This window comes from Acinetobacter sp. Brlt_5 (assembly GCF_051949055.1).
Classification (GTDB): Bacteria; Pseudomonadota; Gammaproteobacteria; order Pseudomonadales; family Moraxellaceae; genus Acinetobacter; species Acinetobacter indicus.
This window is the reverse complement of sequence record NZ_JAYJLP010000012.1, coordinates 51,844-74,665: the sequence shown is the minus strand read 5'-3', so window position 1 is coordinate 74,665 and position 22,822 is coordinate 51,844. Positions and strand designations below refer to the sequence as shown.

Annotated in this window: 20 protein-coding genes and 1 pseudogene; 8 read left to right on the top strand and 13 right to left on the bottom strand. The window is 47.2% G+C overall.

The window, feature by feature from the left end; translation table 11 throughout:
• Positions 1-56: 56 nt before the first annotated feature.
• A complete protein-coding gene (dusA, locus tag VF685_RS09605) occupies positions 57-1,079 on the bottom strand; it encodes a tRNA dihydrouridine(20/20a) synthase DusA (RefSeq protein ID WP_104483776.1) in 1,023 nt (340 codons plus the stop codon).
• 536 nt (positions 1,080-1,615) lie between these two features.
• On the opposite strand from dusA, the gene VF685_RS09600 reads away from it, so the two are divergent.
• The gene (locus tag VF685_RS09600) at positions 1,616-2,059 is read left to right on the top strand and encodes a hypothetical protein (protein WP_228721955.1); all 444 of its coding nucleotides are present in this window, start codon (positions 1,616-1,618) and stop codon (positions 2,057-2,059) included.
• Positions 2,060-2,177: 118 nt separating this feature from the next.
• Here the strand turns inward: VF685_RS09600 and katE are convergent, their stop codons facing one another.
• Both katE and VF685_RS09590 read right to left on the bottom strand, forming a co-directional pair.
• Positions 2,178-4,304 carry a catalase HPII gene (gene katE / locus VF685_RS09595; protein ID WP_168369996.1) on the bottom strand — a complete coding sequence of 709 codons (2,127 nt, stop codon included), beginning with the start codon at positions 4,302-4,304 and terminating at the stop codon, positions 2,178-2,180.
• Positions 4,305-4,322: 18 nt separating this feature from the next.
• Positions 4,323-5,738, bottom strand: a complete 1,416-nt coding sequence (locus VF685_RS09590; RefSeq protein WP_127801927.1) for a hypothetical protein — start codon at positions 5,736-5,738, stop codon at positions 4,323-4,325.
• A gap of 236 nt (positions 5,739-5,974) precedes the next feature.
• On the opposite strand from VF685_RS09590, the gene VF685_RS09585 reads away from it, so the two are divergent.
• Entirely contained in the window at positions 5,975-6,442 is a 468-nt protein-coding gene (locus VF685_RS09585) for a CinA family protein (protein WP_163145429.1), read from the top strand.
• A gap of 95 nt (positions 6,443-6,537) precedes the next feature.
• Here the strand turns inward: VF685_RS09585 and VF685_RS09580 are convergent.
• The 3 genes and pseudogenes from VF685_RS09580 to VF685_RS09570 all read right to left on the bottom strand — a co-directional run.
• Positions 6,538-6,681: pseudogene (locus VF685_RS09580) on the bottom strand (helix-turn-helix domain-containing protein); the annotation flags it as partial.
• Between the two features lie 180 nt (positions 6,682-6,861).
• Positions 6,862-7,146, bottom strand: coding sequence for a hypothetical protein (locus VF685_RS09575; RefSeq protein WP_005180111.1), 285 nt, complete (start codon positions 7,144-7,146; stop codon positions 6,862-6,864).
• A 54-nt stretch (positions 7,147-7,200) separates the two neighbouring features.
• Entirely contained in the window at positions 7,201-7,581 is a 381-nt protein-coding gene (locus VF685_RS09570) for a hypothetical protein (RefSeq protein ID WP_286384594.1), read from the bottom strand.
• 456 nt (positions 7,582-8,037) lie between these two features.
• Here VF685_RS09570 and VF685_RS09565 point away from each other — a divergent pair, with 456 nt between their 5' ends.
• On the top strand, positions 8,038-8,679 hold the full coding sequence (locus tag VF685_RS09565; RefSeq protein WP_127799680.1) for a hypothetical protein: 642 nt from the start codon (positions 8,038-8,040) through the stop codon (positions 8,677-8,679).
• 25 nt (positions 8,680-8,704) lie between these two features.
• Here VF685_RS09565 and VF685_RS09560 read toward each other — a convergent pair whose 3' ends face one another.
• Complete coding sequence (locus tag VF685_RS09560) at positions 8,705-9,892, bottom strand: MFS transporter (protein ID WP_127799678.1); 1,188 nt, start codon at positions 9,890-9,892, stop codon at positions 8,705-8,707.
• A 147-nt stretch (positions 9,893-10,039) separates the two neighbouring features.
• Complete coding sequence (locus VF685_RS09555) at positions 10,040-10,966, bottom strand: DMT family transporter (RefSeq protein WP_005180104.1); 927 nt, start codon at positions 10,964-10,966, stop codon at positions 10,040-10,042.
• Positions 10,967-11,810: 844 nt separating this feature from the next.
• Here VF685_RS09555 and VF685_RS09550 point away from each other — a divergent pair.
• The 3 genes from VF685_RS09550 to VF685_RS09540 are packed head-to-tail and all read left to right on the top strand — an operon-like array spanning position 11,811 to position 14,722.
• Positions 11,811-12,938, top strand: coding sequence for a Re/Si-specific NAD(P)(+) transhydrogenase subunit alpha (locus tag VF685_RS09550; protein WP_016658612.1), 1,128 nt, complete (start codon positions 11,811-11,813; stop codon positions 12,936-12,938).
• 11 nt (positions 12,939-12,949) lie between these two features.
• On the top strand, positions 12,950-13,273 hold the full coding sequence (locus tag VF685_RS09545) for a proton-translocating transhydrogenase family protein (protein WP_005180100.1): 324 nt from the start codon (positions 12,950-12,952) through the stop codon (positions 13,271-13,273).
• Positions 13,274-13,276: 3 nt separating this feature from the next.
• Entirely contained in the window at positions 13,277-14,722 is a 1,446-nt protein-coding gene (locus VF685_RS09540; RefSeq protein WP_005180098.1) for an NAD(P)(+) transhydrogenase (Re/Si-specific) subunit beta, read from the top strand.
• A gap of 247 nt (positions 14,723-14,969) precedes the next feature.
• Here VF685_RS09540 and rsfS read toward each other — a convergent pair whose 3' ends face one another.
• The 5 genes from rsfS to VF685_RS09515 all read right to left on the bottom strand — a co-directional run bounded on the left by rsfS (position 14,970) and on the right by VF685_RS09515 (position 20,886).
• On the bottom strand, positions 14,970-15,371 hold the full coding sequence (gene rsfS, locus VF685_RS09535) for a ribosome silencing factor (protein WP_005180097.1): 402 nt from the start codon (positions 15,369-15,371) through the stop codon (positions 14,970-14,972).
• A gap of 82 nt (positions 15,372-15,453) precedes the next feature.
• Positions 15,454-16,242, bottom strand: a complete 789-nt coding sequence (locus VF685_RS09530; RefSeq protein WP_127799676.1) for a hydroxypyruvate isomerase family protein — start codon at positions 16,240-16,242, stop codon at positions 15,454-15,456.
• A gap of 36 nt (positions 16,243-16,278) precedes the next feature.
• Positions 16,279-17,151: an NAD(P)-dependent oxidoreductase gene (locus tag VF685_RS09525; RefSeq protein WP_286384593.1), complete on the bottom strand. Its 873-nt coding sequence runs from the start codon at positions 17,149-17,151 to the stop codon at positions 16,279-16,281.
• Positions 17,152-17,181: 30 nt separating this feature from the next.
• Positions 17,182-17,967, bottom strand: a complete 786-nt coding sequence (locus VF685_RS09520; protein ID WP_104470088.1) for a crotonase/enoyl-CoA hydratase family protein — start codon at positions 17,965-17,967, stop codon at positions 17,182-17,184.
• A gap of 108 nt (positions 17,968-18,075) precedes the next feature.
• Positions 18,076-20,886, bottom strand: a complete 2,811-nt coding sequence (locus tag VF685_RS09515) for a GacS-like sensor histidine kinase (protein ID WP_286384592.1) — start codon at positions 20,884-20,886, stop codon at positions 18,076-18,078.
• A gap of 154 nt (positions 20,887-21,040) precedes the next feature.
• On the opposite strand from VF685_RS09515, the gene cysM reads away from it, so the two are divergent.
• Entirely contained in the window at positions 21,041-21,970 is a 930-nt protein-coding gene (cysM, locus tag VF685_RS09510; RefSeq protein ID WP_005180080.1) for a cysteine synthase CysM, read from the top strand.
• A 26-nt stretch (positions 21,971-21,996) separates the two neighbouring features.
• The gene (locus VF685_RS09505) at positions 21,997-22,818 is read left to right on the top strand and encodes a 3'-5' exonuclease (RefSeq protein ID WP_005180079.1); all 822 of its coding nucleotides are present in this window, start codon (positions 21,997-21,999) and stop codon (positions 22,816-22,818) included.
• Positions 22,819-22,822 lie beyond the last annotated feature (4 nt).

The following is a 22,822-nucleotide window of genomic DNA, read 5'->3' as shown; positions in this document are numbered from 1 at the left end:
CCGGTTACGATCTGATTCTAAAAAAAGCCCTCAATTGAGGACTTTTTGTTGATCTTTTAAGGCTGAACAGCGTGTTCCTGCAGATAGTTTTCAGTACGCTGCATCGCGGCCTGAATATTCTGAATAGCCACTTCTACATCTTTTAAGGTTTTGGCATTACCACCACTTAGCGCCTGACGCCATTTGCGTGCGCCCGGTAAGTTCTGGAACAGGCCCAGAATATGACGGGTGATAATCGACAGCGGTGCCCCTTCAGCCACGCGCTGTGCGATATATGGCATCATCTGCTGCATAATCTCGAAACGGTCCGGGAGGGGCAGATTCCAGAAATGTCCCAGCTCGGCCAGTAAATACGGATTGTGATAGGCTTCGCGGCCAATCATCACCCCATCGACATGCTGTAAATGTGCCTGTGTTTCTGCCAGGGTTTTAATGCCGCCGTTAATTTCAATGATCAGCTCCGGGCGATCCTGCTTTAAACGGTAAACATCTTCATAGCGTAAAGGCGGCACTTCACGGTTTTCTTTGGGTGATAGGCCTTGTAACAGTGCAATCCGGGCATGCACGATAAAATTATTGCAGCCGGTTTTGGCAACGGTATCGACAAAATGCAGCATTTCTTCATACGAATGCATGTCATCAATCCCGATCCGGTGTTTAACCGTCACTGGAATATCCACCGCATGACGCATTGCTGCGATACATTCTGCCACCAGATCAGGCTCGGCCATCAGGCAGGCGCCAATTTTATTGTTCTGCACGCGGTCGCTTGGGCAGCCGACATTCAGGTTAACTTCATCATAGCCCCAGTCTTGCGCCATTTTGCTACAGGTGGCCAGATCTTGAGGATTGGAGCCGCCGAGTTGCAGCACAATTGGATGTTCTTCCTGATTAAACTCCAGATGGCGTTTGGCATCGCCATGAATAATGGCGCCGGTGGTGACCATTTCTGTGTATAAAATCACGTTTGGATTAAACAGACGCGCAAAGAAACGATAATCCCGGGTGGTCCAGTCCATCATGGGGGCCACGGAAATTCTTGGCAGTTGGATATTTTCAAGCGTATTTACATTTGACATTCAACAGCAAACCTTGCAACGACGGGAAACAAAACTGAGGCGCTATTCGCACAGATCGGGCAGCACAAGGCAGAGGGTTTTACTCACATCCACCGGGCGTGCAGGGGCGAGATAGTAGCACAAAATCCGGCTGACGAAAAAAGATTGTTGTTGGCTGTCCGAAGGTGGGAGGGTGAATATCCATATTTTAGCTTGCTGCTATTTTAACTGTTATATTGTTAAAATATAAATTATAATTATTGATATTAAGTTTAAGTTATTTTATAAATTAAATGAATACTCCCGAAAATGATCTTTAAATTCAATTAGAATATATAATCAAAATACATATATAATCCTCTTAAGCAAAATAAAAATAATAAAATTAATTCACTGGAAAAATTGACAATCAGTTCGCAAATTATAGTTATCCTTTGATTTGTTTAAAAAAATATGTAATTCGAATGTAACAAGACGCGCTTTTCTTGCAAAATATCTATTAAATACTACATAAAATTACGTAAAATCCTTCAATATCACTATATTCAGAATAATAAATGGATGATCGTATGCCCCAGTATATTAAACTTTCTGAAATAATCTATAGAAATGTCGAGCGAAATAAGGACTTTAGAGGAGATATTATCAATGATTTAAATATGTTAATGATTGAGCTGCGTGCTGAAATCAAAAAAACACGTCTTAAATTATTGGTCAATTGCATCGACTTTAATGAGCTGATGGTCAACCCTTTATATGCCAACGAGCTGAAACTGGACTTGAGCATTGTGCCGAAAAGCAGCAATAAAGAAGAGTTTATACTCTGGTTGGCGACGTTTATTCAGAAAATTACCGTTGATGAAGATCAGCCGAAGACCCCAAAGGGAAAGAAGATCAAAGTGCCCTTAATGAGCTTAGAACCGCTGGATATTGCAGCCCCTCCACAGATCTCGAGTGACAAGGAGCTGGAGCGGTATCAAACGGCGCAGATTGCAGATTAAGGTGAGAGGAAAGCACTATGTACATCAAGTTTTAATCTGAATCTCATCCATCTATTCAAACAAAAGGGAAGCCATTGGCTTCCCTTTTGTTGATTCAGCTTGTATGAGTACAGGACAATTAAGCCGGAATAGATTCTGCAATGGCTTCACGTGCCCAGACCCGGTTGTGACGAATCGCTTCTTTAAAGCCTTCCGCCACATTCTGGAAACTGGCATCGCTAAATACGCCTTCATCTGCCGGCAATCGCAGATGCTCCAGCAGCTCGGCTTTATCGCCTAACAGTACCACCGGTTTTAAATGCTTATAGGCTTCAATCACATAATGGCAGGCCACCCCATCGCGCTTAAAGGCATCCAGATTGTTGCCATCCAGCACAATCACTGCATCATACAGCACTGAAGGTTCGGCCTGCTGCATCCCATCAGATGGAATCATGTCATCTTCAATGGTGGTGGTTGGGGCAGGGGTGGGCGTCAGAAAATCCAGCATCACATTTTCTTTTAAGGCCCATTGATGAATCGGCTCAATATTGTCGGTGGCGGCATGAGGATGCACCAGTACCGCGATTTTACGGCCTTCAATATTCGGCGGTAAAAATGCCGTCATGGATAACTTGGCTGAGGTTTTTTCCTCGGGTAGATCAGGCGGCAGCTGGCTTTCATCTAGTGCAATGCCGAGTTTATCGGCGACCATTTTGGCCAGATTGGCATCAATATTGGCCAGCATATTGTGCACCACACGCTCACGGATAGGTTTGCGCTGCACTTTACTCAGCTCAAAGACATAGGCATCGACCACGTGTTTCTGTTCAGGCAGGCTCAGGCTTTTGAAATACAGACGCACCTGCGAAAAGTGATCGCTAAAGGATGGACTGCGCTGACGGATTTTATGCCCGTCAATGCGTTCCTGATAGCTTTCAAAACCGCCACCTTTGGCTGCGGGTGGGGTTTCTCGTGGCCAGTCATTGTCAATCGAGTTGGGCTGATACGCCGCCTGACCGCGATGAACCCGGCTCTGATGGATGCCATCGCGCTGGTTATTATGAAACGGACACACCGCCTGGTTAATCGGCAGCTGATGGAAGTTCGGACCCCCTAAACGGCTGAGCTGGGTATCGGTATAGGAGAAAATCCGCGCCTGCAGCAGTGGGTCATTGGTGAAGTCGATTCCCGGCACAATATGCGCCGGACAGAAGGCGACCTGTTCGGTTTCATCAAAGAAATTGTCAATATTGCGGTTGAGCACCATCCGGCCAATCGGAATGACCGGCACCAGTTCTTCTGGAATCAGCTTGGTCGGATCGAGCAGGTCGAAGTCAAAGCTCATTTCATCTTCCTGCTCCACAATCTGCACACCCAGTTCCCATTCCGGATAGAAACCGTTCTCGATGGCCTGATACAAATCGCGGCGATGATAATCCGGGTCTTTCCCGGCAATTTTCTGTGCTTCATCCCAGACCAAGGCGGCCATACCCTGTTTCGGGGTCCAGTGGAATTTCACAAACACCGATTTGTTTTCGGCATTAATAAAGCGGTAGGTATGTACGCCAAAGCCCTGCATACTACGGAAGTTTTTTGGAATACCACGGTCGGAAATGGCCCAGATCACCGCATGTGAGCTTTCTGGCACCAGCGAAACAAAGTCCCAGAAGGTGTCGTGCGCACTGGCACCGGTCGGAATTTCGGTATCCGGTTCCGGTTTTAAGGCATGCACAAAATCTGGGAATTTCATGCCATCCTGAATAAAGAATACCGGGGCATTGTTGCAGACCATGTCATAAATGCCTTCCTGGGTATAGAACTTGATGGCAAAGCCGCGAATATCGCGCACCGTATCTGCCGAGCCGCGCGGCCCTTGTACGGTCGAGAAACGCACAAAGACTGGCGTTTTATGTTCTGGGGTGGTCAGAAAATGGGCTTTGGTATATTTTTCATTACCCGGATAGGCTTCAAAATAACCATGCGCACCGGTGCCACGCGCATGCACAATACGCTCCGGAATCCGTTCATGGTCAAAGTGGGTCATTTTTTCATGAAAAATAAAATCTTCGAGCAGCGTGGCCCCGCGAATACCGGCTCTGAGGCTGTTCTGATTATCGGCAATTTTAACGCCCTGATTGGTGGTGAGCGCCTGTTGTGTCGCATCACTGCGATACGGGTCCAACTGGACGGATTTATCATTACTGTTCTGTCGGTTTGCCGCATCTGCGCCGGCCATTTCACTCGGTTGTTGATCTTTTTTCATTGTTGCTGTTCTCCGTAATTAACTTTTATGATGCATTGGGTCGAGCGCCTGCGACAGCGCCGGGAAAAGGGCCTGGCTGTATTGCTGGGTACACCAGCGTCCGGCATCGCTGGCAGATTTATGCGGGGCCAAATAAGGCAATAGCTGCCGGATTTTGTCGTCAAAAGATGAGGCCTGGGCGTATTTGAGCTGAATTTCTTCCAGCTCCAGCTCGGCCATATAATTAAAGTGGTCGCTGGTTTTAAAATGGTCCGACGTGCTTTGCAGCGCAGATGGGGCAGGATGCTGTACTGCGGCATCTCCCAGAATCCAGTCATAAATAAACTGCTGTTCGGTACGGTTAAACAGCCCGAACATCTGGCTTTCCTGCTGATGAATCAGACGCCAGAATTTACTCTGCTCCGGGTCCTGACCTAAACGGATCCAGTCGGTTTCCAGCAGCTGCTGGATAAAACCATCCACGCCTTCGACGGTTTCCAGCCATTGGTTGATGCTGCGGTTGGTAAAAATACATTTATTGTCATGAATGAATTTGCCCATCAGGGCTTTATGCTGGAAAATTTTCTGGATAATGTCGTGCAGATGCAGCCGCTGCAGGATTTTTTCTTCGTTCATGCCTTGCTGGCTTAAGGCATAGCCCAGCTGAATCAGGCGCAGATATTGAGCCTGCTGTTTTTCGTCCGGGGCCAGACTGGCAATGGCATGTAGCACGGGCGTATGCCGTGATGTTGAACGCTGCTGTGGCTGAAAACAGCGGGTGTGAATACCGAGTTCTTTTAGTTCATGCGCAATGATCAGCTGATGCAGCGAGCACAGGTGTTTGCCAATATGAAACCCTAAGGTCAAAGGCATGAAATCGGTAGGGCAGTACGCCAGTGCCAGCTGAATTGCAGCCTGATGAAAATAGCCATCGTCCAGACCGAGTACAAAGTTATCTAGCTGCAGGGTTTCAAGCAGTGCATTGAACTGATACAGCTGATGCTGCTGCGTGTGACCATAGGCCAGAGCTTGCAGATACAGCTGAATCAGCTCGGTATAGCGCCGGTCATCCCAGTGCTGGCTAAAACTGTAGAGCCAGGCTGCCTGCGCACGCTGGGTCGGGGCAATCTTGATCAGAAACTCATAAGCATCGGACAGGCAGTGAAAATATTCGCGTGGCTGTCCCCAGGCGCGGCGCTTTAAATAATATTCAAATTCGAGCTGGGCTTGCTGTTCATGCTGGATCATCCAGTGCTCCAGCTGATCCAGCTGGCTAGGGAAATCGGGTAGGGCCAACGGCAGGGTTTCAATTTCATGTTTTAAACTGAACAGGGCTTTTTGTTGTTTGGCGGTGGGAGTAATATCGGCATCTAAATAAAAGGACACCAGATCAAAATAGGTTTCAGGCACATCATTGAGTATGTGTAATAATCTTTGTTTGACGACCGTTGGCATTATTTTGCTCCATGATTTAACCCTAGAAAACAGTAATCTAGTTGGCTGGAAACTTAAGCCTGAGTTGTGTGACTTCATGTAAAGTATGTATATAGGGAATTAATCTATAGGTATAAAAATCAGAGGGTTATATTTTTAGTTTTAAAAAATAAATGAAATGTTACTTTTCAGAAAAAAGCACTGAAAAAGAGCTATGTTTAAATCGGAAGGAATAATTATATTCAGGATGGGTATAAATGAATAAATGCTGCCAGTTACTTGCCAAAAAGAAATTAAAAGTCACCTTTATTGAAAGTGCTTCGGCAGGTTATCTGGCCTATCGTTTTTCATTAAATAAAAATTCAGGCGATATTTTAAATGGTAGCTTGGTCTGTTATGACGCCAATTTAAAAGTCAGTATTTTAAAAATTTCAAAGAAATTCCTGGAAAAATACTCTCTTGAATCTGCCGAAGTGACAGAACAGCTGGTTTTAAAAGCCAAACAGATCATTGATTCTGATATTTTTGTTGGCTGTACCGGTTTATTAAAACGTGGTGGCTCTGAAACTAAGGAAAAACCGGTCGGAACATTTTTTTACTGTATTTCGTATCAGAATAAACTGCATCATTATCGCTGTGTATTTAATGGCACCAAAAGGAAAAAACTGGAACAGCTGTCGCGGGCAATTAGTCAGAGTATTATTGAAGTAGTCAAGCAAAAATAATAGGAATGGCGAATTCAAACATGAGGTGCGACAGTTTCAAAAGCCTTATGATAATCAACAAGCTGAGCAAACTTCTCTAATGGTGTAAGCTGTATTAGTTCAGACTTGATCGTACTAGGATGTCTTTTAATAAGTTCAGCAAATTTTCTGGGTGAAAAGCCTTCTTTTCTTGACTCAAGCATTAATGCAGTACGATCTTCAAAGTTAAGATGATGGTATGACAATTTTATATACTCCATAAACCCTTTAAATTAATTAGGTGGTTTATGTCGCACTTCAAGTTTTACTCTGCCAATATATAAATCAAATAGACAACCCAAAATAGAAAATCTGCAGAGATAAAACCCACAGATATAAAAAAGTTATAGGTCATAATGACCTATAACTCTGAACCGTATTAGAACCAGACTGAGGGCAATCTAGTTTCTATCCCAGGCATCTTTAATCGCGTGCTTGGCCTGTTCCCATTTTAAGCGAGAATCTGCTTTAAACTCTTCCCAGCGCTGTTTCAGGTCGCCTTCAGAACTTTCAAAGTCGCGATCTGTGCCATATTCACTGCGGGCACGTGTACCGAGGTCATAAGCAGAAGATAAGTCCCGATCATAATCAATATCTGGGATATCTCTTTTAAAATCATTGTAGTAAGGACGGTCTGCATGGTTGTCACGCCAGTACCCATGTGGATCATTTGCATTGTTGACCATGATCATCTCCTTCGATTATTTATAATAAAAATAAGTGAAAAACAAAAAATGGTTTTACATATCTTCATCATCTAAGAGATTGTTTTGCTGCTGCGCATTCTGGTTATGGCGTTGTTGACCATATTGCTGCGGTTGTTGCTGTTGCTGCTGGCGGTTTTGTTGCTGGCCAGGCTGTTGCTGTTGTTGGCGCAGCTGATCCTGTTGCTGATCATTTTGCTGGCGCTGTTGCTGGTTATTTTGCTGTTGTTGAGGTTGCTGTTGCTGCAGACGGTCTTGTTGCTGCTGTTGATCTTGCTGGCGTTGCTGATTGCCTTGTTGCTGGTTATTTTGCTGTTGTTGAGGTTGCTGTTGCTGCAGACGGTCTTGTTGCTGCTGATTGCCTTGCTGTTGAGGCTGCTGTTGCTGTTGGTTTAAACCATTGTTTTGATTTTGCATTTGAACACCTCTTTTATAGATATCGACGCTATCGCTAGCGCGCTGAAATCATCTGAGAAAAACAGATAGCTTCTTTTTAACATGAAACATCTCATGAAAAACCCTGGCTCTGTTACATCTTATTTAGTTGTAAGCGGTGATTTTAAGCCGGCATTTTTAATTGGCTGTCCTACATAAGATTTTTAAGAATGTAATCTTTTGTGTAATTACATTTTTCGCGATTTTATATATAACTTTACATTTCTTTATTTTAAGTAGCTGCTAGATAAAATGTGTTTTAAATATATTTTAAGCTCCCATATTTTTTATTTATTTTATTTAAATAAAAGGAAAATACTCGGATTTATTTTTGCTGGAAAATAGACGGGTAATAAATAAATTGAAGGATCAAAAGGTTGAGAGAAAATAAAAAAACCATTACATTGATGCAGTAAGACAAGAAAAAGGATAACAAAGATGCTGGTGGTTGAGGAAATTTACCGCAGTAAAAAGAATGAAAATTCGGTGCATTTTAATCTGAAAATACAGCGTAGCCTGAGCTGGTTTAAAAAAGCCCTGAGTCTGGATCAGGAGCTGGATTTTAAATTTATGAGTTTATGGATTGCCTTTCAGGCCATTTACCGTGAAGATGCGGCCAGTCCACCCGCTGCGCAGTTACAGCAGTTTTTTCAGCTTCTGTACCAGCAGGATGAAACCCGAAAAATTGATTATGTGTTATGGGAAAAATACCAGCAGCAGATTCAGGCCCTGTTGGCACATCCCTATACCCATCCGGAATTCTGGGCCTATCAGCATTTACAGCTCACGCGCGATGAATGGCAGCAGCGTGCCGCACAAGAGCAGATTGATCTGCAACAGACCTTGCAAAATAAACAGTCAGTCGCTTTGCTGATGGCGGTATTTAAACGCTTTGACAGTCTACGTCACCAGTTTGCCAGTGGCGGTGCCAACTATAACAGCCTGCTAAACCGTGACATTCTGGCTGGGGCAACCAGTATTTTTGCTGCCTTAATTCCATCCTTTATTCAGATTCTGCTGGAATATCCGGCCAGTATTGATTCGGCCCAGCCGCATTATCCGATGGTGCAGGTGTCTTAAACCTGCCTGCACGATTTATACAGTTTTAAGCCAGTTGCTGGCGGCGCAGATGTTGCTGATCTAACCAGGCAAAACAGGCCGAGCAGAGCACCAGGGTTAAACCAACCAGACAGCTCATGCTCCAGCCGCCATGATGCCAGGCGTAAATGCCCAGTGCAGAACCGCAGGCGCCGCCAATAAAATAGCTGGTCATATAGACTGCGTTCAGGCGCGATTTGGCATCGGGGCGTAAATGGAAAATCACGTTCTGGTTACTGGTATGTACACTGGCCAGACCTAAGTTAATTAGGCCAAAACCAATGATATAGCTCCATAAATACTGGGCGCCGAAATACAGGAAGCTCCAGCTGACCGCCAATAAAGCGAGTCCGGTCCAGGTGATCAGCTTGCCATGGCCGCGGTCGGCAATTTTGCCAATTTTTTTGGTGGAGAGTGCGCCGAATACCCCAATTAAAGTGACTAAACCGACTGCGACATCGGGCAGCCCAAAAGAGGAGCCAAGTAACACCGCAATGGTGGAAAACAGCACGCTCATGGCGGCAAAGGCACTGGCACCAATCAGGGCGCGATAGACCAGCCGTTTTTCCTGGCGGATCAGTTGCAGCATCGAATGCAGGATTTTGCCATAGGCCATACGCACCGTCGGAATATGCGGCAAGCGTTTTTTCAGAATAATCGCCAGTCCCATCATCAACACGCCACTGATGATATAAATCAGCTGCCAGCCATATAAATTGGATAACAGTCCGGCCAGACTGGTCGACAGTAAAATCCCGACCAGTAAACCACTCATCAGTAGTCCGACCACTTCGCCCATTTTCTCCGGCTTGACCGACATGGTGGCAAACGGAATCAGAATCTGTGCGGCCACTGAAAATAGCCCGGTCATGATGGTGCCAATCCAGAGCATTGGCAGATTCACTGAAAAGGCACATAGAAACAGGCCAAACGCGGCCAGAAACATCAGCAGCGGAATGAATTTGGTTTTATTGACGGTATCGCCAACCGGCACAATAAATAACAGCCCCAGCGCATAGGACACCTGGGCAAACGTCACCGTGAGCGCGACTTGGGATTCCGGTACCTGAAAGTAAGTATGAATTGAGTTAATCAGCGGCTGGCAATAATAGTTGGCCCCTGCACATAGACCACAAGCCAGCGCCATAAGCCAGAGCAGGGTTTTATCCTGACTAATATCGGGAGAGGTATTCATACAAGGTCCAGTTCAGGTTAATTCATTCAATCGCATCTTCGGTAATATTCAGCATGACGGCCAAAGATCACCATTTGCAACATTCTTTTTGCACGTGCGAGATACATGCGTAGCAGTCCGGAACAGGCTGAGCTGACTGATCATGGATCAGGCCATCAGCTTTTTCTTGGACAGGCTAATCATCATTACCCCAATGATATTGAGGGCGCAACCCAGCCATTGCCAGGCATTTAAATATTCATCTAAAAACAGGGTGGCCAGCACAATGGTCAGAATCGGGCCGATAGAGGCGATCATGGCCGAATGGGCCGCTCCCAGGCGTTCGATACTTTGCATTAATAAAATGGTTGGCAACACCGTGACCAGAATGCCCAGTCCAATGCCATAGGCATAGACGCTGCCCGGTAACTGACTCAGCCGTTGCAGCGGCTCCGGTACGGCCAGCAGATAATGCAGCAGGGTGCCGAAACAGGCCACACTTAGCGCCAGGCCAGTAAAATTCCAGCTGCCAAATTTCTGGATCAGCCGCGGCGTCACCAGCAAATAGGCGGCAAAAGCCACCGCACTGGCAAATACCAGACTGGCACCAAGCCAGAAGGAATGGCCATCTGGCATGTTTTGCTGTTCTTGTAACATCACCAGTACCGTTCCACCATAACTGAGCAGCAAGGCCAGTATCGTTTTCAGGCTTAAGCGCTGCTTGTAGATCAGGCTGCTGGCTAGAACGGTTAAGGTGGGATACAGAAACAGGATAATCCGTTCCAGTGAGGCGCTAATAAACATGAGCCCCAGAAAGTCGAGCCAGCTGGCAAAATAATAGCCGAGCAGCCCGGCAGCCACGAGCAGTATCCATTCGCGCAGCTGAATCTGGGTATTGCGATGCCGGTTAAACCAGCAGATCAGCAGGAAAAACGGCAGTGCGCTGGCCATCCGTAGGGTCATTAAGGTGGTGGCATCCACTAAGGGTGAAAGCGCATAAGCCTGCTTGATAAAAATAGCCTTGGTGCTAAATAAAAAGGCCGCGCACAGTGCAAACAGTGAACCTAACTGCGTTCTGGTCAAGGAAATGGACATATTCAGAGCAATTTAATCAATAGGGTAGGTGTCACCAGATTTTCATAGGTTGAGTATAAGCTGTCTGCTCGAAGAAATGAATGTGTAAAGATAGGCTTTATTCTCATTTTATGAAAATTTTAAGGTGATTTTTTAAGTTAAATACCTGTTGATTCCTTATAGGTAATTGTTGCACAAAAATAGTGCAAAATACGCAAATTTAAGCAGTTGCGCTGCTTTATTCATCATCAGGCAAAATGATCAATAAAAAAACTTTTAATTTTTTATCGCATTTTCACAGCCAGATGTATGGGTTAAGGCCAGATCATCAGGCAGGAAATCATTTAGCCAATTGATGCATTTGACGAAGGATTTACTTTTCTGCCCGAACATTGGGCAGTTTTGACCAATTTCTCCCGGATTCTTCTGTGATTAAGATGTCATTTTAGTCAATCATGAACTGGATATTCATTTTTTGCTGCGAAAAAGCCGTTCATTATTGGTATTTATCAGCCTGTTGTAAGCCGGCACTACACGATAAGATTTGTCAAAACAATCAATTTTAAGGAAAGAAAAAACAAAACAGGACGCAATTCGCTGTAAAAAGTCAGGAGCTGTGCTGAAAATTTATACACCTTATTTCCAGAGCGTCGCCATGAAGAATAGAAAGCCAAACTGATCAATTATATCTGCCACCCTTCTTTTTATGAATCATCAGTTCAAAATATGGGTATTTATTAAATAAATATTGGGTGGTAATTTAAAAAAGTTCAATTAGAATCCAAAAATTCAACAAGGACATAACCTGAGGGGAAGCATCGTTTCGGCGATGTTTACTTAAGAAAAATTAGCTTGAGGAACGCTCATGCAGATCGGAATCCCAACCGAAACTGTCGTCGGTGAAAATCGTGTCGCTGCAACGCCAGAGACAGTAAAGAAGTTGATCAACGCGGGTCATAGCGTGGTTATTGAACGTGGTGCAGGCTTAAAAGCTGCCTATATCGATAGCGCCTATGAGCACGTGGGTGCCAAAATTACAGATGATGCCTATACCGGCAGTCAAATGATTTTGAAAGTTCGCGCGCCGAAAGGTGAAGAAATTCAAAAACTTGCTCCTAACTCTACCGTGGTGGCAATGTTTGACCCATACCGCAATACTGAACTTGACCAATTTGCTGCACAGCAGGTGTCTGCATTTGCCCTGGAATTATTGCCACGGACCCTGTCCCGTGCGCAAAACATGGATGTGCTGTCCTCACAAGCCAACCTGGCCGGTTATAAATCGGTATTGCTGGCTGCAGCTGAATACCAGCGTATGTTCCCGATGCTGATGACCGCAGCAGGGACAGTCAAACCTGCCCGCGTCGTGATCATGGGGGTTGGTGTTGCCGGCTTGCAAGCGATTGCGACCGCAAAACGTCTGGGTGCGGTGGTAGAAGCCACTGACCTGCGTCCAACTGCCAAAGATCAGGTTGAATCTCTGGGCGGGAAATGGCTAGACGTGCCGATGTCTGAAGAAGAACAGCAAAAAGCCGCTGATGCTGCCAAAAATGGCTATGGCTGGATGCCGGGCGAACAGTACATCAAAGATCAGGCCATTATTGTCGATAAAGCTGTTTCCAATGCTGACATCGTGATTACCACAGCGTTGTTACCAGGTCGTGATGCACCACGTTTAATCAAGGCAGAAACTGTGGCCAAGATGAAACCGGGTTCAGTCATTCTGGATATGGCGGTAGAAACGGGCGGTAACGTTGAAGGCTCTCAATGTGGTGAAACCGTTGTCACTGAAAATGGCGTGAAAATTCTCGGTATTCCAAATATTCCGTCGACGGTCTCTACTGAAGCATCAGCACTCTATGCACGTAATGTGCTGAATTTTGTGGAAACCCTTTTTGATAGTGAAAAGAATTTTGCCATCAGTCAGGACGATGAAATTCAAAAAGCCCTACTGGTTACGCATGGCGGCCAAGTGCTGTTGAAACGAGGTTAAGGAGAACAGTCATGGTTGAAACAATTACAATTTTTGTCCTGGCCATTTTCGTAGGTTACTACGTGGTTTGGGGGGTTACACCTGCATTGCATACGCCACTGATGGCGGTAACCAATGCGCTGTCTTCGATCATTATCGTGGGGGCGATGATTCAAACGGTCGGCTTGCCTGTGTTAGGTGTGGATGCCAATGTGCAGTTCCAGAGCATTAACGTGGTGAGCGTACTTGGTGCGATTGCAGTATTCCTGGCCAGTATTAATATTTTCGGTGGCTTCGCAGTGACTGCGCGTATGCTGGAAATGTTTAAACCAAAACAAAAGAAAAAAGAGGGCTAATTGATGGAATTTATTCGAGACTATGCGGATTGGTTCTACCTGATTGGGGCTGTCCTCTTTATTTTAACTTTACGAGGCCTGTCTGGGCCAAAAACGGCGATTGCTGGTAATCGTTACGGCATGATCGCCATGGCGATTGCCGTATTGACTACCTTCTTTGTGGCGGATCATCCGGTTATCTGGATGATTGTGGGGGCGATGATTCTGGGTGCCATTGTCGGGATTGCCCGTGCGCGTACCGTACCGATGACGCAAATGCCAGAAACCGTAGCACTGATGCACTCACTGGTCGGTCTGGCAGCGGTGTTAATTGCAATTGCAGCGATTATTCATAACAACAAGCTGGTTGAACTGGGTCCAGAGCTGTTGGCAGCCAATGGCGTCAGCTTCCATGAAATGAGCAAAGTGCATTTGTTTGAATTGTTCGTGGGCTGTTTTGTTGGTGCGATTACCTTTACTGCATCGGTATTTGCTTACGGTAAACTGGCAGCGAAAAAATGGGCCAAGACCATTTCGGGTGGCTGGGTTAAACCGGTTCAGGCACTGATTTTCATTGCCATGCTGGGCTTTGGGATTCACTTCTTCTTAAGCGGTAGCATGACCTCGTTCTGGGCCATGACCGCACTGGCTTTAGCCTTTGGCTGGGTCTGGATTGCCCCAGTCGGTGGTGGCGACATGCCGGTGGTGGTATCACTGCTCAACTCCTTCTCGGGCTGGGCGGCAGCAGGGATTGGTTTTACCTTGGAAAACAACATGCTGATTGTGGCGGGTTCACTGGTTGGTTCATCAGGTGCAATTCTGTCGTACATCATGTGTAAAGCCATGAACCGTTCAATCATCAACGTTTTGTTTGGTGGTGCGATGGGTGGGGCGGCAGCGCCTACCGCAGGTGCGGGTGAGCAGGTACAGCGTAACTACCGTTCAGGTTCTGCAGATGATGCTGGCTTCTTAATGTCCAATGCGGACAGCGTGGTGATTGTGCCGGGTTATGGTATGGCACAAGGCCGTGCGCAAAATGCGGTGAAAGAACTGGCTAACTTGCTGAAAGAGCAGGGTGTAACGGTGCGTTTTGCGATTCACCCGGTGGCGGGTCGTATGCCAGGTCACATGAACGTCTTGCTTGCTGAAGCCGACGTGCCGTATGAAGACATTCTGGAAATGGACGAGATTAACTCGGACTTCCCGGCAACGGATGTGGTATTGGTGATAGGTGCCAACGACGTAGTCAACCCGGCAGCCAAAGACGATCCAAACTCGCCAATTTACGGTATGCCAATTCTGGAAGCACATAAAGCACGTACCATTATGGTGATCAAGCGCTCAATGGCGACTGGTTATGCAGGTCTGGACAATGACCTGTTCTATAACGACAAGACTATGATGGTCTTCGGTGATGCCAAGAAAGTGGTTGAAGACATGACCAAAGCGATTAACGGTACGGGTCACTAAGACGTCCGATGCCCGCGTTCAAAATCCCCCTCGATTGAGGGGGATTTTTTAATATCTGTGACTAAATAGAATCTTTTATTACATACGATTCAATCTTTGGGTTGGGGGGAGATCGAGAAGCACTGCCGAGAGGTTTAAGTTCAGCTATTGGGAAGTGGAAAAATCAGTCGGTGTCTGGATTCAGCTGTGACCAGCTCTTATTTTGACCCAATAAAAAAGCGACCTTCAGGTCGCTTTTTGGGAAATCTTAGTTTACAGATTCAGGTGCTGTACGCCATAAGCTTTCTAGGTCGTAGAACTTACGGGCAGTTGGAAGCATGACATGTACCACCACGATACCCAGATCAATCAAGATCCATTCAGCATCGCGTTCACCTTCCATACCAATCGGGCGGAAGCCTGCTTTACGTGCTTCTTCAGCAACGTTATCAGCAAGAGATTTAACATGACGGGTTGAGGTGCCGCTAGCAATCACAATAGCATCTGCAACATTGCTGATGCTGCTAACATCAAGCTCAACAATTTCTTTGGCTTTTACATCTTCAAGGGCATCGCGCACAACTTGCAGGCAAGCGTGTACGTCATTGTTTGGGGAAGTCATTGCGAGATCGTGAGAATTAGAAGCGCCGGGCGATGGTTCTAAATTCATAAAGGGTATAATTTCCTGACAATTATTCATTGTCTAATATAGCGGCTTTGAGCCTAAATTTCAAATCTATGACAGTGCCGAATTATTGATATTCGGCAAAGTATTTGTTTTTCCACGCAAAGGAATTTGCTGAATCTTTGCTCGGTCGATATTCCGCCGCCACATAGCCTGCATAGTTACTGTGTTTGAGCCAGTCAAACACTTCCGCAAAGGCAATATCGCCGGTATCCGGTTCATGACGACCCGGGCAGTCGGCAAACTGGATATGGCCAATCTGTTGGATATTCTCGATCAGTCCTTCCAGTACGTTTTCACCCATCATGGCCATGTGATAGCAGTCATACTGCATTTTTAGCGCCGGATGTTGCACCGCTTCAAGCATCTCTTGGGCCTGGGCAATGTTCTGTACTAAAAAGCGCGGCATGTCGGTGCCATTAATCATTTCCATTACCGGCTGGATCTGCTGGCTGCTAAGCATATGGCTGGCCATTTTCAGGTTCTCGGCCAGTGTTCTGAGGCAAGGCAGCAGATCGGCATCCTGGGGCTGTTTACCAGCCAGAATATTGACACTTGGCACTTTGAGTGCAACCGCGTATTCAATGGCCTGTTCAACGGCATGACGAAACTCGATTTCCTTGCCCGGCACACCGGCCAGCCCGTTGCCGCCTTGCATTAAATCTCCGGCCGGAACATTAATCAGGCACAGCGTCAGTTCATGCAAGGTTAGCTGGCTTTGAATCTGCGCAATGCTCAGTTCATACGGAAACTGGATTTCAACATGCTGGAAGCCGTGTTGTCTGGCCAGTGCAAAGCGCTCAAGTAGCGGCACTTCAGTAAAAATCATAGAAAGATTTACGGCAAGTTTCGTCATAAACAATGTCCTGCATTCCCTGTGCAAAGGGTGAAATTAAGTGGTCTGTTCCACCTGTTGAATGACCGTGGATAAATCTGCTTCCGCAAAGCCTTTGGCCTGATGCGCTTGCAGTTGTTGCAAAGCCTGCTGTGCCACCGGAATATTCAGCTGATAATGCGCAGCCAGGGTCAGGGCATTGTTCAGGTCTTTGGACAGGGTCTGGACTTTCCACTGCACCGGTTCAAAGCTATGACTGGCCATGCGCGGGGTTAGAATCTGAAACGGTTTGGAGTCAGCAAATCCACCGGCCAGTGCGGGTGCCAGTAAAGTGGTGTCTACCCCAGCTTGAGCTGCAAGCGCGACAGCTTCGGCAATCAGGGTACTGTTGGCCGCGACAATCAGCTGATTACAGATTTTGGTGGCCTGTCCGGTGCCACTGGCGCCCATACGGGTCACGCGCTGTGAGAGCACATTATAAATCAGGGTCAGTTTTTCAATGGTGGCGGCATCACCGCCGGCAAAGATAACCAGGGTGCCTTGTTCTGCGCCCGCTGTGCCGCCCGACACTGGTGAATCAATCCACTTCATCTGCTGACGGGCTGCCTGTTCAGCCAGTGTCAGGGTTTTATCCACAGACAGGCTGGAGAAATCCACAATCACTTGCTTGGCCTGTAAATGCGGCTGAATCTGCTCAAAAACGGCTTGGACTGCATTGTCATCAGCCAGGCAGCTTAAAATTACCGGATATTGACCAATCTTTTCTAGGGCCAGTGCTTCAGCACCCATGTCCAGCAGTTCCTCACAGGCAGCAGCAGTGCGGTTCCAGACCGCGACCCGAAAACCGGCATGAATCAGACGTGCTGCCATGCGTGTGCCCATTAAGCCCATACCCAGAAAGGCGATGGGCGTATTGCGATCAAAACTCATGCTTCTCTTCCCGATCTTGATGCTCTGTGCTTAGTTAAATTGACGCGGTAAAAAACTGGTGTCAGGTTGCTTGTCTTTTTTACGCGCCAGTTGACTGTTTTTGCCAAGCAGTAATTTCAGCTGCCAGATTTTTTCCAGACGTAAGGATTTTTGTGGATTATGTTCCATGGCATCTAGCACCTGTTTGGCCGCAGCGAGCGCATCCGGAGAACGCTGCGCCAGTTCCTGCGCCAGAATCTGGGCATGATCCAGTGGGGTGTCACTTAAGTGGGTGACTAAGCCAATTTCTTTGGCATATTGCGCTTCAAAAATACGGGCGGTGAGGGTCAGTTCTTTGGCCAGGTCCAGGCCAATCAGGCCTTTTAAAGAGCGGCTCAGACCCATATCCGGTACCAGCCCCCAGCGGCTTTCCATAATTGACATCTGGGTTTTAGGATGGGCAATACGAATATCTGCTGCCAGTGCCAGTTGCATCCCGGCTCCAAAACAGTAACCTTCAATCGCAGCAATCACAGGGACGGGCAATTCCTGCCAGATCAGAAAGGCTTTTTGAAACAGGCTCTGGCCGGGTTTGAGTAATTCCCAGGCGGCAAAGGCACGATTTTGCGGATTGTTTAAATCGGCCAGATCAATACCGGCACTAAACACTTCGGCTTCACCAGTCAGAATGACGCAGCGCAAGCTACGGTCTTTTTTTAGCTGCCTGGCAGTTTTGACCAGCTGTTTTAATAATGCAAAGCTCATGGCATTGCGTTTTTCCGGGCGATTCAGTCGCACAATGGCAATGCCGTTATTTTTTTCTACCTGTATGGTCATGGTCTAAACTCTTATTTTTCCTCTGTTGAGCATAGCATGCAGATACGCATGATACATGACAGGGCAGTCACATCCATCTTTCAAGACCCTGACTTTAGTCGAGTCAGACTACTGCGTGTGCTTGTTTAGAATCTGCTCGGCGGCATGTTCAACCTGAGCAAGCACGGCTTGTAATTCATCAAAGCGTCTTAGCACTTCCTGAATAAAGGCATCATCGGCTTTACGGCGTTCTTTACGTAAGGTCGAAACAAACTGCTCAAAAGAACCGGTGGCTTCCTGCAGGCTTGGGGTGCCGACATAACGGGTGGCGCCATACAGGCGATGCAGCACATGCTCCAGTTGCGGGAAATCTTCCAGTTCAATTAGCTGCTGCATTTCATGCAGTTCGGTGGCAAAGCTGTCGAGCAGCATACGCAGCAGATCCAGTGCCAGATCTTCCTTGTTGGCGGCCAGCATCAGGCTTTGCTGCCAGTCAAGAACCAGCGGATCAAGCGCTTCAATCACCACGGCTTTTTCCACTGCCGGCACCTTGTTAAAGTTTTCAGTGGTCCAGTGGGTCAGAATCTGGATGATCTGTTCAATCTGGATTGGCTTGGTGACGTAATCATCCATGCCGACTTTCAGCAGGTTCTGTTTTTCATCGGCCAGCGCATGCGCGGTCAGGGCGATAATTGGCAGGCGTTTATGCTTGTCGAGGGTGGACTCCAGCGAGCGGATGGCGCGGGTGGTATCAATCCCGGACATCACCGGCATCTGAATATCCATAAACACCAGATCAAACGGTTTGGCATCCTGTTCAATCCGCTCTTGCAGGATATTCAGGGCTTCCTGACCGCTCAGCGCTTTGGTGGTGGTGACATTCAGTTCACCTAACAAGGCTTCTAAAACAATCAGGTTTGGCAAGTGGTCATCTACCGCCAGCACATGCAGCCCCTGTCCATCAAAGACTTCGGTGCCTGTATCTTCAAACGGATTTTCATTGTTCAGTAACTGAATCAGCGCGCCACGGCTTAAAGGCTGATACAGCGGGCGGGTGCGATATTCATTCAGCATGCTTGGATCAAGCGCCATCTGGTAGCCGTAAATGGCCAGATTGCCCTGATAGCGGCTGCGAATTTCTTTCAGTAAGGCTTCGGTGTCACCGCTATGATCGACAATTAACCAGGTGTCTTCTTCCGGTGTAGACAGGTGATTGAGTCGGCTGAATAAGTCCAGAATCGAAGTGGTTTCAGTATGCTGGACCTGATAGTTTTCCAGATAGTGACGCAGCACATTGGCGGTTGCCGGATGCGCCAGATAAGACACCACATGCTTGTTGGCAAAGCGTGGATGCACAATAATTTCATCTTCATCAATGCTGAACACGGCAGTAAACCAGAAGGTCGAGCCTTTTTCAGTCGGTGCGCGTTCCTGGTTGTCTTCAAAGCCAATCTGGCCCTGCATTAAATGTACCAGCTGCTTGGAAATGGCCAGCCCCAGACCGGTACCGCCAAACTGACGGGTCACAGAAGCATCGCCTTGCGAGAAGGATTCAAACAGTTTTTTCCGGTCGGTGCCGCTTAAACCAATACCGCTGTCCTGCACGCTAAAGTGAATCATGCTCTGACCGATGTCTTCATGTTCAATGCGCGCGCGTACAATAATTTCACCATCCGGGGTGAATTTAATGGCATTGGAAATCAGGTTGGTCAGCACCTGTTTAAAGCGCAGGGCATCGCCAATCACATGCTTTGGCACGTTGTCAGCATAATAAAAGGCCATTGCAATCTGCTTTTGAGCCGCTAGTGGTGACAGCATGTCCATCACATCATAAATGGCTTCTTCCAGATCAAAAGGTGCGGTTTCCAGTTCCAGTTTGCCGGCATCAATTTTTGAGAAATCCAGTACATCGTTAATCAGTGCCAGCAGATGCGCCGAGGATTTGCGAATAGTTTGCAGATACAGGTTCTGTTCATTGCTGAGATTGCCCTGACGTAGTAACAGGTGGATAAAGCCATCAATACTGTTCAGCGGAGTACGTAATTCATGGCTGATATTGGCCAGGAAGACCGATTTGGACTGGTTGGCTGAAATCGCCTGGTCACGTGCCTGACGGTAAGTAATGTTCTGGACTTCCAAGGTATCTAGGGTGCGGCGCAAGTCATCTTCGGTCTGTTCGGTATGTTCTTTTAGTTCCAGAAAGCTGAAATGCAGACGCTTGACCACATTGGCAATATCACGCTGCAATAAACGCAGCTCGCCGGTACTGTTAATTACCATGTGCTGATCTAGCGTGTCGGCATTCAGGCGTTGCAGTTGCATACGGATTTCGTACATTGGCGCAATCCAGCGGCGCGAATAGAAATTTAGACACAGCAACAGAAGCATCAGGGTCAGCAGGCCGGTGGTAATCAGCACGGTCATGACCCGATAACGGGCAATTTCCAGGGGTTGATTGTCTAGTTCGATTAGCAGCCAGGCATACTGGCTCTGGCTTTCATCAATACGTAAACCATAGACATGGCTGTCTTTATGCTGAATGGGGCCAAAGAAGGCGGCATCGCGCGGAAAACTGGGCCAGCCGGCCTGATCCTGATAGCCCATACTCAGGCGGCTACGACCTTGGGAATCAATAATGGCAGTCCGAAGTAAATGCTTTTCATTGAGCAGGTCCTGCATATAGCTGCGTGCCTGTTCATATTGCCAAGGAAAGGTGTTGAGCTGCTGTAAGGCCACTTCAGATGGCATTTCATAGCGGGTTAAAATCGCAATCGCCATCTGCTTTTGCTGGGCGCGCGCTGCATTCGAGGTTTCGGTCAGAACCAGCCCTGCACCGACCGCCGCCAGCACCATAATGGGCACAAATATCAGGGCAATCAGTTGCCCATAAGCATGATTTAAATGTAGGCGCTTAAATAACTTTTTATTGATATTTGACATGGTTAAAGCAGTTTATTCGTTCTGCCGAGCAGTTTAGCACGCTTTATTTTAAAACTGACTGTGCTTTAAGCACTTTCACGAAAAAGCTGGTGAAAAGAGTGCAGGCGGGTGGTTTTTTTCATACAATATGCGCACCTAGAGAAAGGTGCAAATAATGAGTAATACCACCCCTGATTTCCAAGCCGATGAATTTCTATTAGATCATTATGTGGGCAAAACACCATTGGTACGCTTGCAGCGTCTTGCAAGTCATACCCAAGCCACGGTGTTGGCCAAATTGGAAGGCAACAATCCGGCAGGTTCAGTCAAAGACCGCCCAGCGTATAACATGATTATGCAGGCGGAAAAGCGCGGTCAGATCAAACCGGGTGATACCTTGATTGAAGCCACCAGCGGAAATACGGGGATTGCACTGGCCATGGTGGCTGCCATGCGTGGTTATCAGATGAAACTGATCATGCCGAATAACATGAGTCAGGAACGTAAAGATGCCATGCGTGCCTATGGCGCCGAACTGATTGAAGTGACCAAAGAACAGGGCATGGAAGGAGCACGTGACCTGGCCCTGCAAATGCAGGCCGAAGGTAAAGGTCTGGTACTGAACCAGTTTGGCAACCCGGACAATGTCGAAGCGCATTACCTGACCACCGGGCCGGAAATCTGGCAGCAAACTGGCGGTAAAATTACCCACTTTGTCAGCTCGATGGGGACCACTGGCACCATTATGGGGGTATCCAAATACCTGAAAGAAATGAATCCGGATATTCAGATTGTTGGGTTACAGCCTTCAGATGGTTCCAGCATTGCCGGTATTCGCCGCTGGCCGGAAGAATATTTACCGACCATTTTTGACCGCAGTCGTGTCGACCGGATTATTGATATTCCGCAAATTGAAGCCGAGCGGACCATGCGTAAACTGGCGCAAAAAGAAGGTATCAGTGCCGGAACGTCATCGGGTGGTGCGGTCTGGGCTTCACTGAAACTGGCAGAAGAAAACCCGGATGCGGTGATTGTCTGCATTATCTGCGACCGGGGTGACCGTTATTTATCGACCGGTTTATTTTCCGTTCAAGATCCTGAATAAACCGCCGTCAAGCTGTAGAGAAAATTATGCGTCTACCTGTGTTGGTATTTGATATTGAAACATGGACCGACCTGAAGTCGGGGGCGCATCTGTATGGTCTGGATTTGCCTGAGGCAGATCTGGAGCAGGCGCTGATGAAGCTGCGCCGTCAGGAATCGGGCATGGATTTTCAGCGTTTGCCGCTGCATGAAATTGTCTGTATTTCCGGTCTGTGGATTGATGAAACCGGCTTAATGACCCTGTTTTCTTTTAGCCGGGAACAGTATACCGAAGCCGAAATCCTGAAAAAATTTCTGTCGATTTTTGACAAGCGTCATCCGACTCTGGTGAGCTGGAACGGTTCGCAGTTTGATTTGCCGGTGATTTTATATCGTGCCATGTATCATGGCCTGTCTGCGCCAAGTCTGTTTGATCAGGGCGAAATTGACACGCAAAAGCGCTATAATAACTACCAGAACCGCTATCATCAGCGGCATATTGACTTGATGGATGTGATGGCCATGTTTAATGGCCGGAATTTCCAGAAACTGGATGATATGGCGCATCTGCTGGGTTTTCCGGGTAAACGCGGTGAAGCCGGTTATCATGTGCCGGAATATATCCGCGCCGGTGAATGGCTCAAACTCACCAGCTATTGTGAAGGTGATGTGCTGAATACCTGGCTGATCTATCTGCGCTGGCTCTTGCTGAAAGGGCAGTTGCAGCTGGATGATCATCGCCTGTGGGTTCAGACCACCATCCAGTATTTATCCAGCCTGCCACAGCATGGCGAGTTCCTCGCAGCCTGGCGCCAGAATGCACAAGCCACATACTTTACTGCTGCAGACTTCCCATCTTCCACACTTTAGGTGC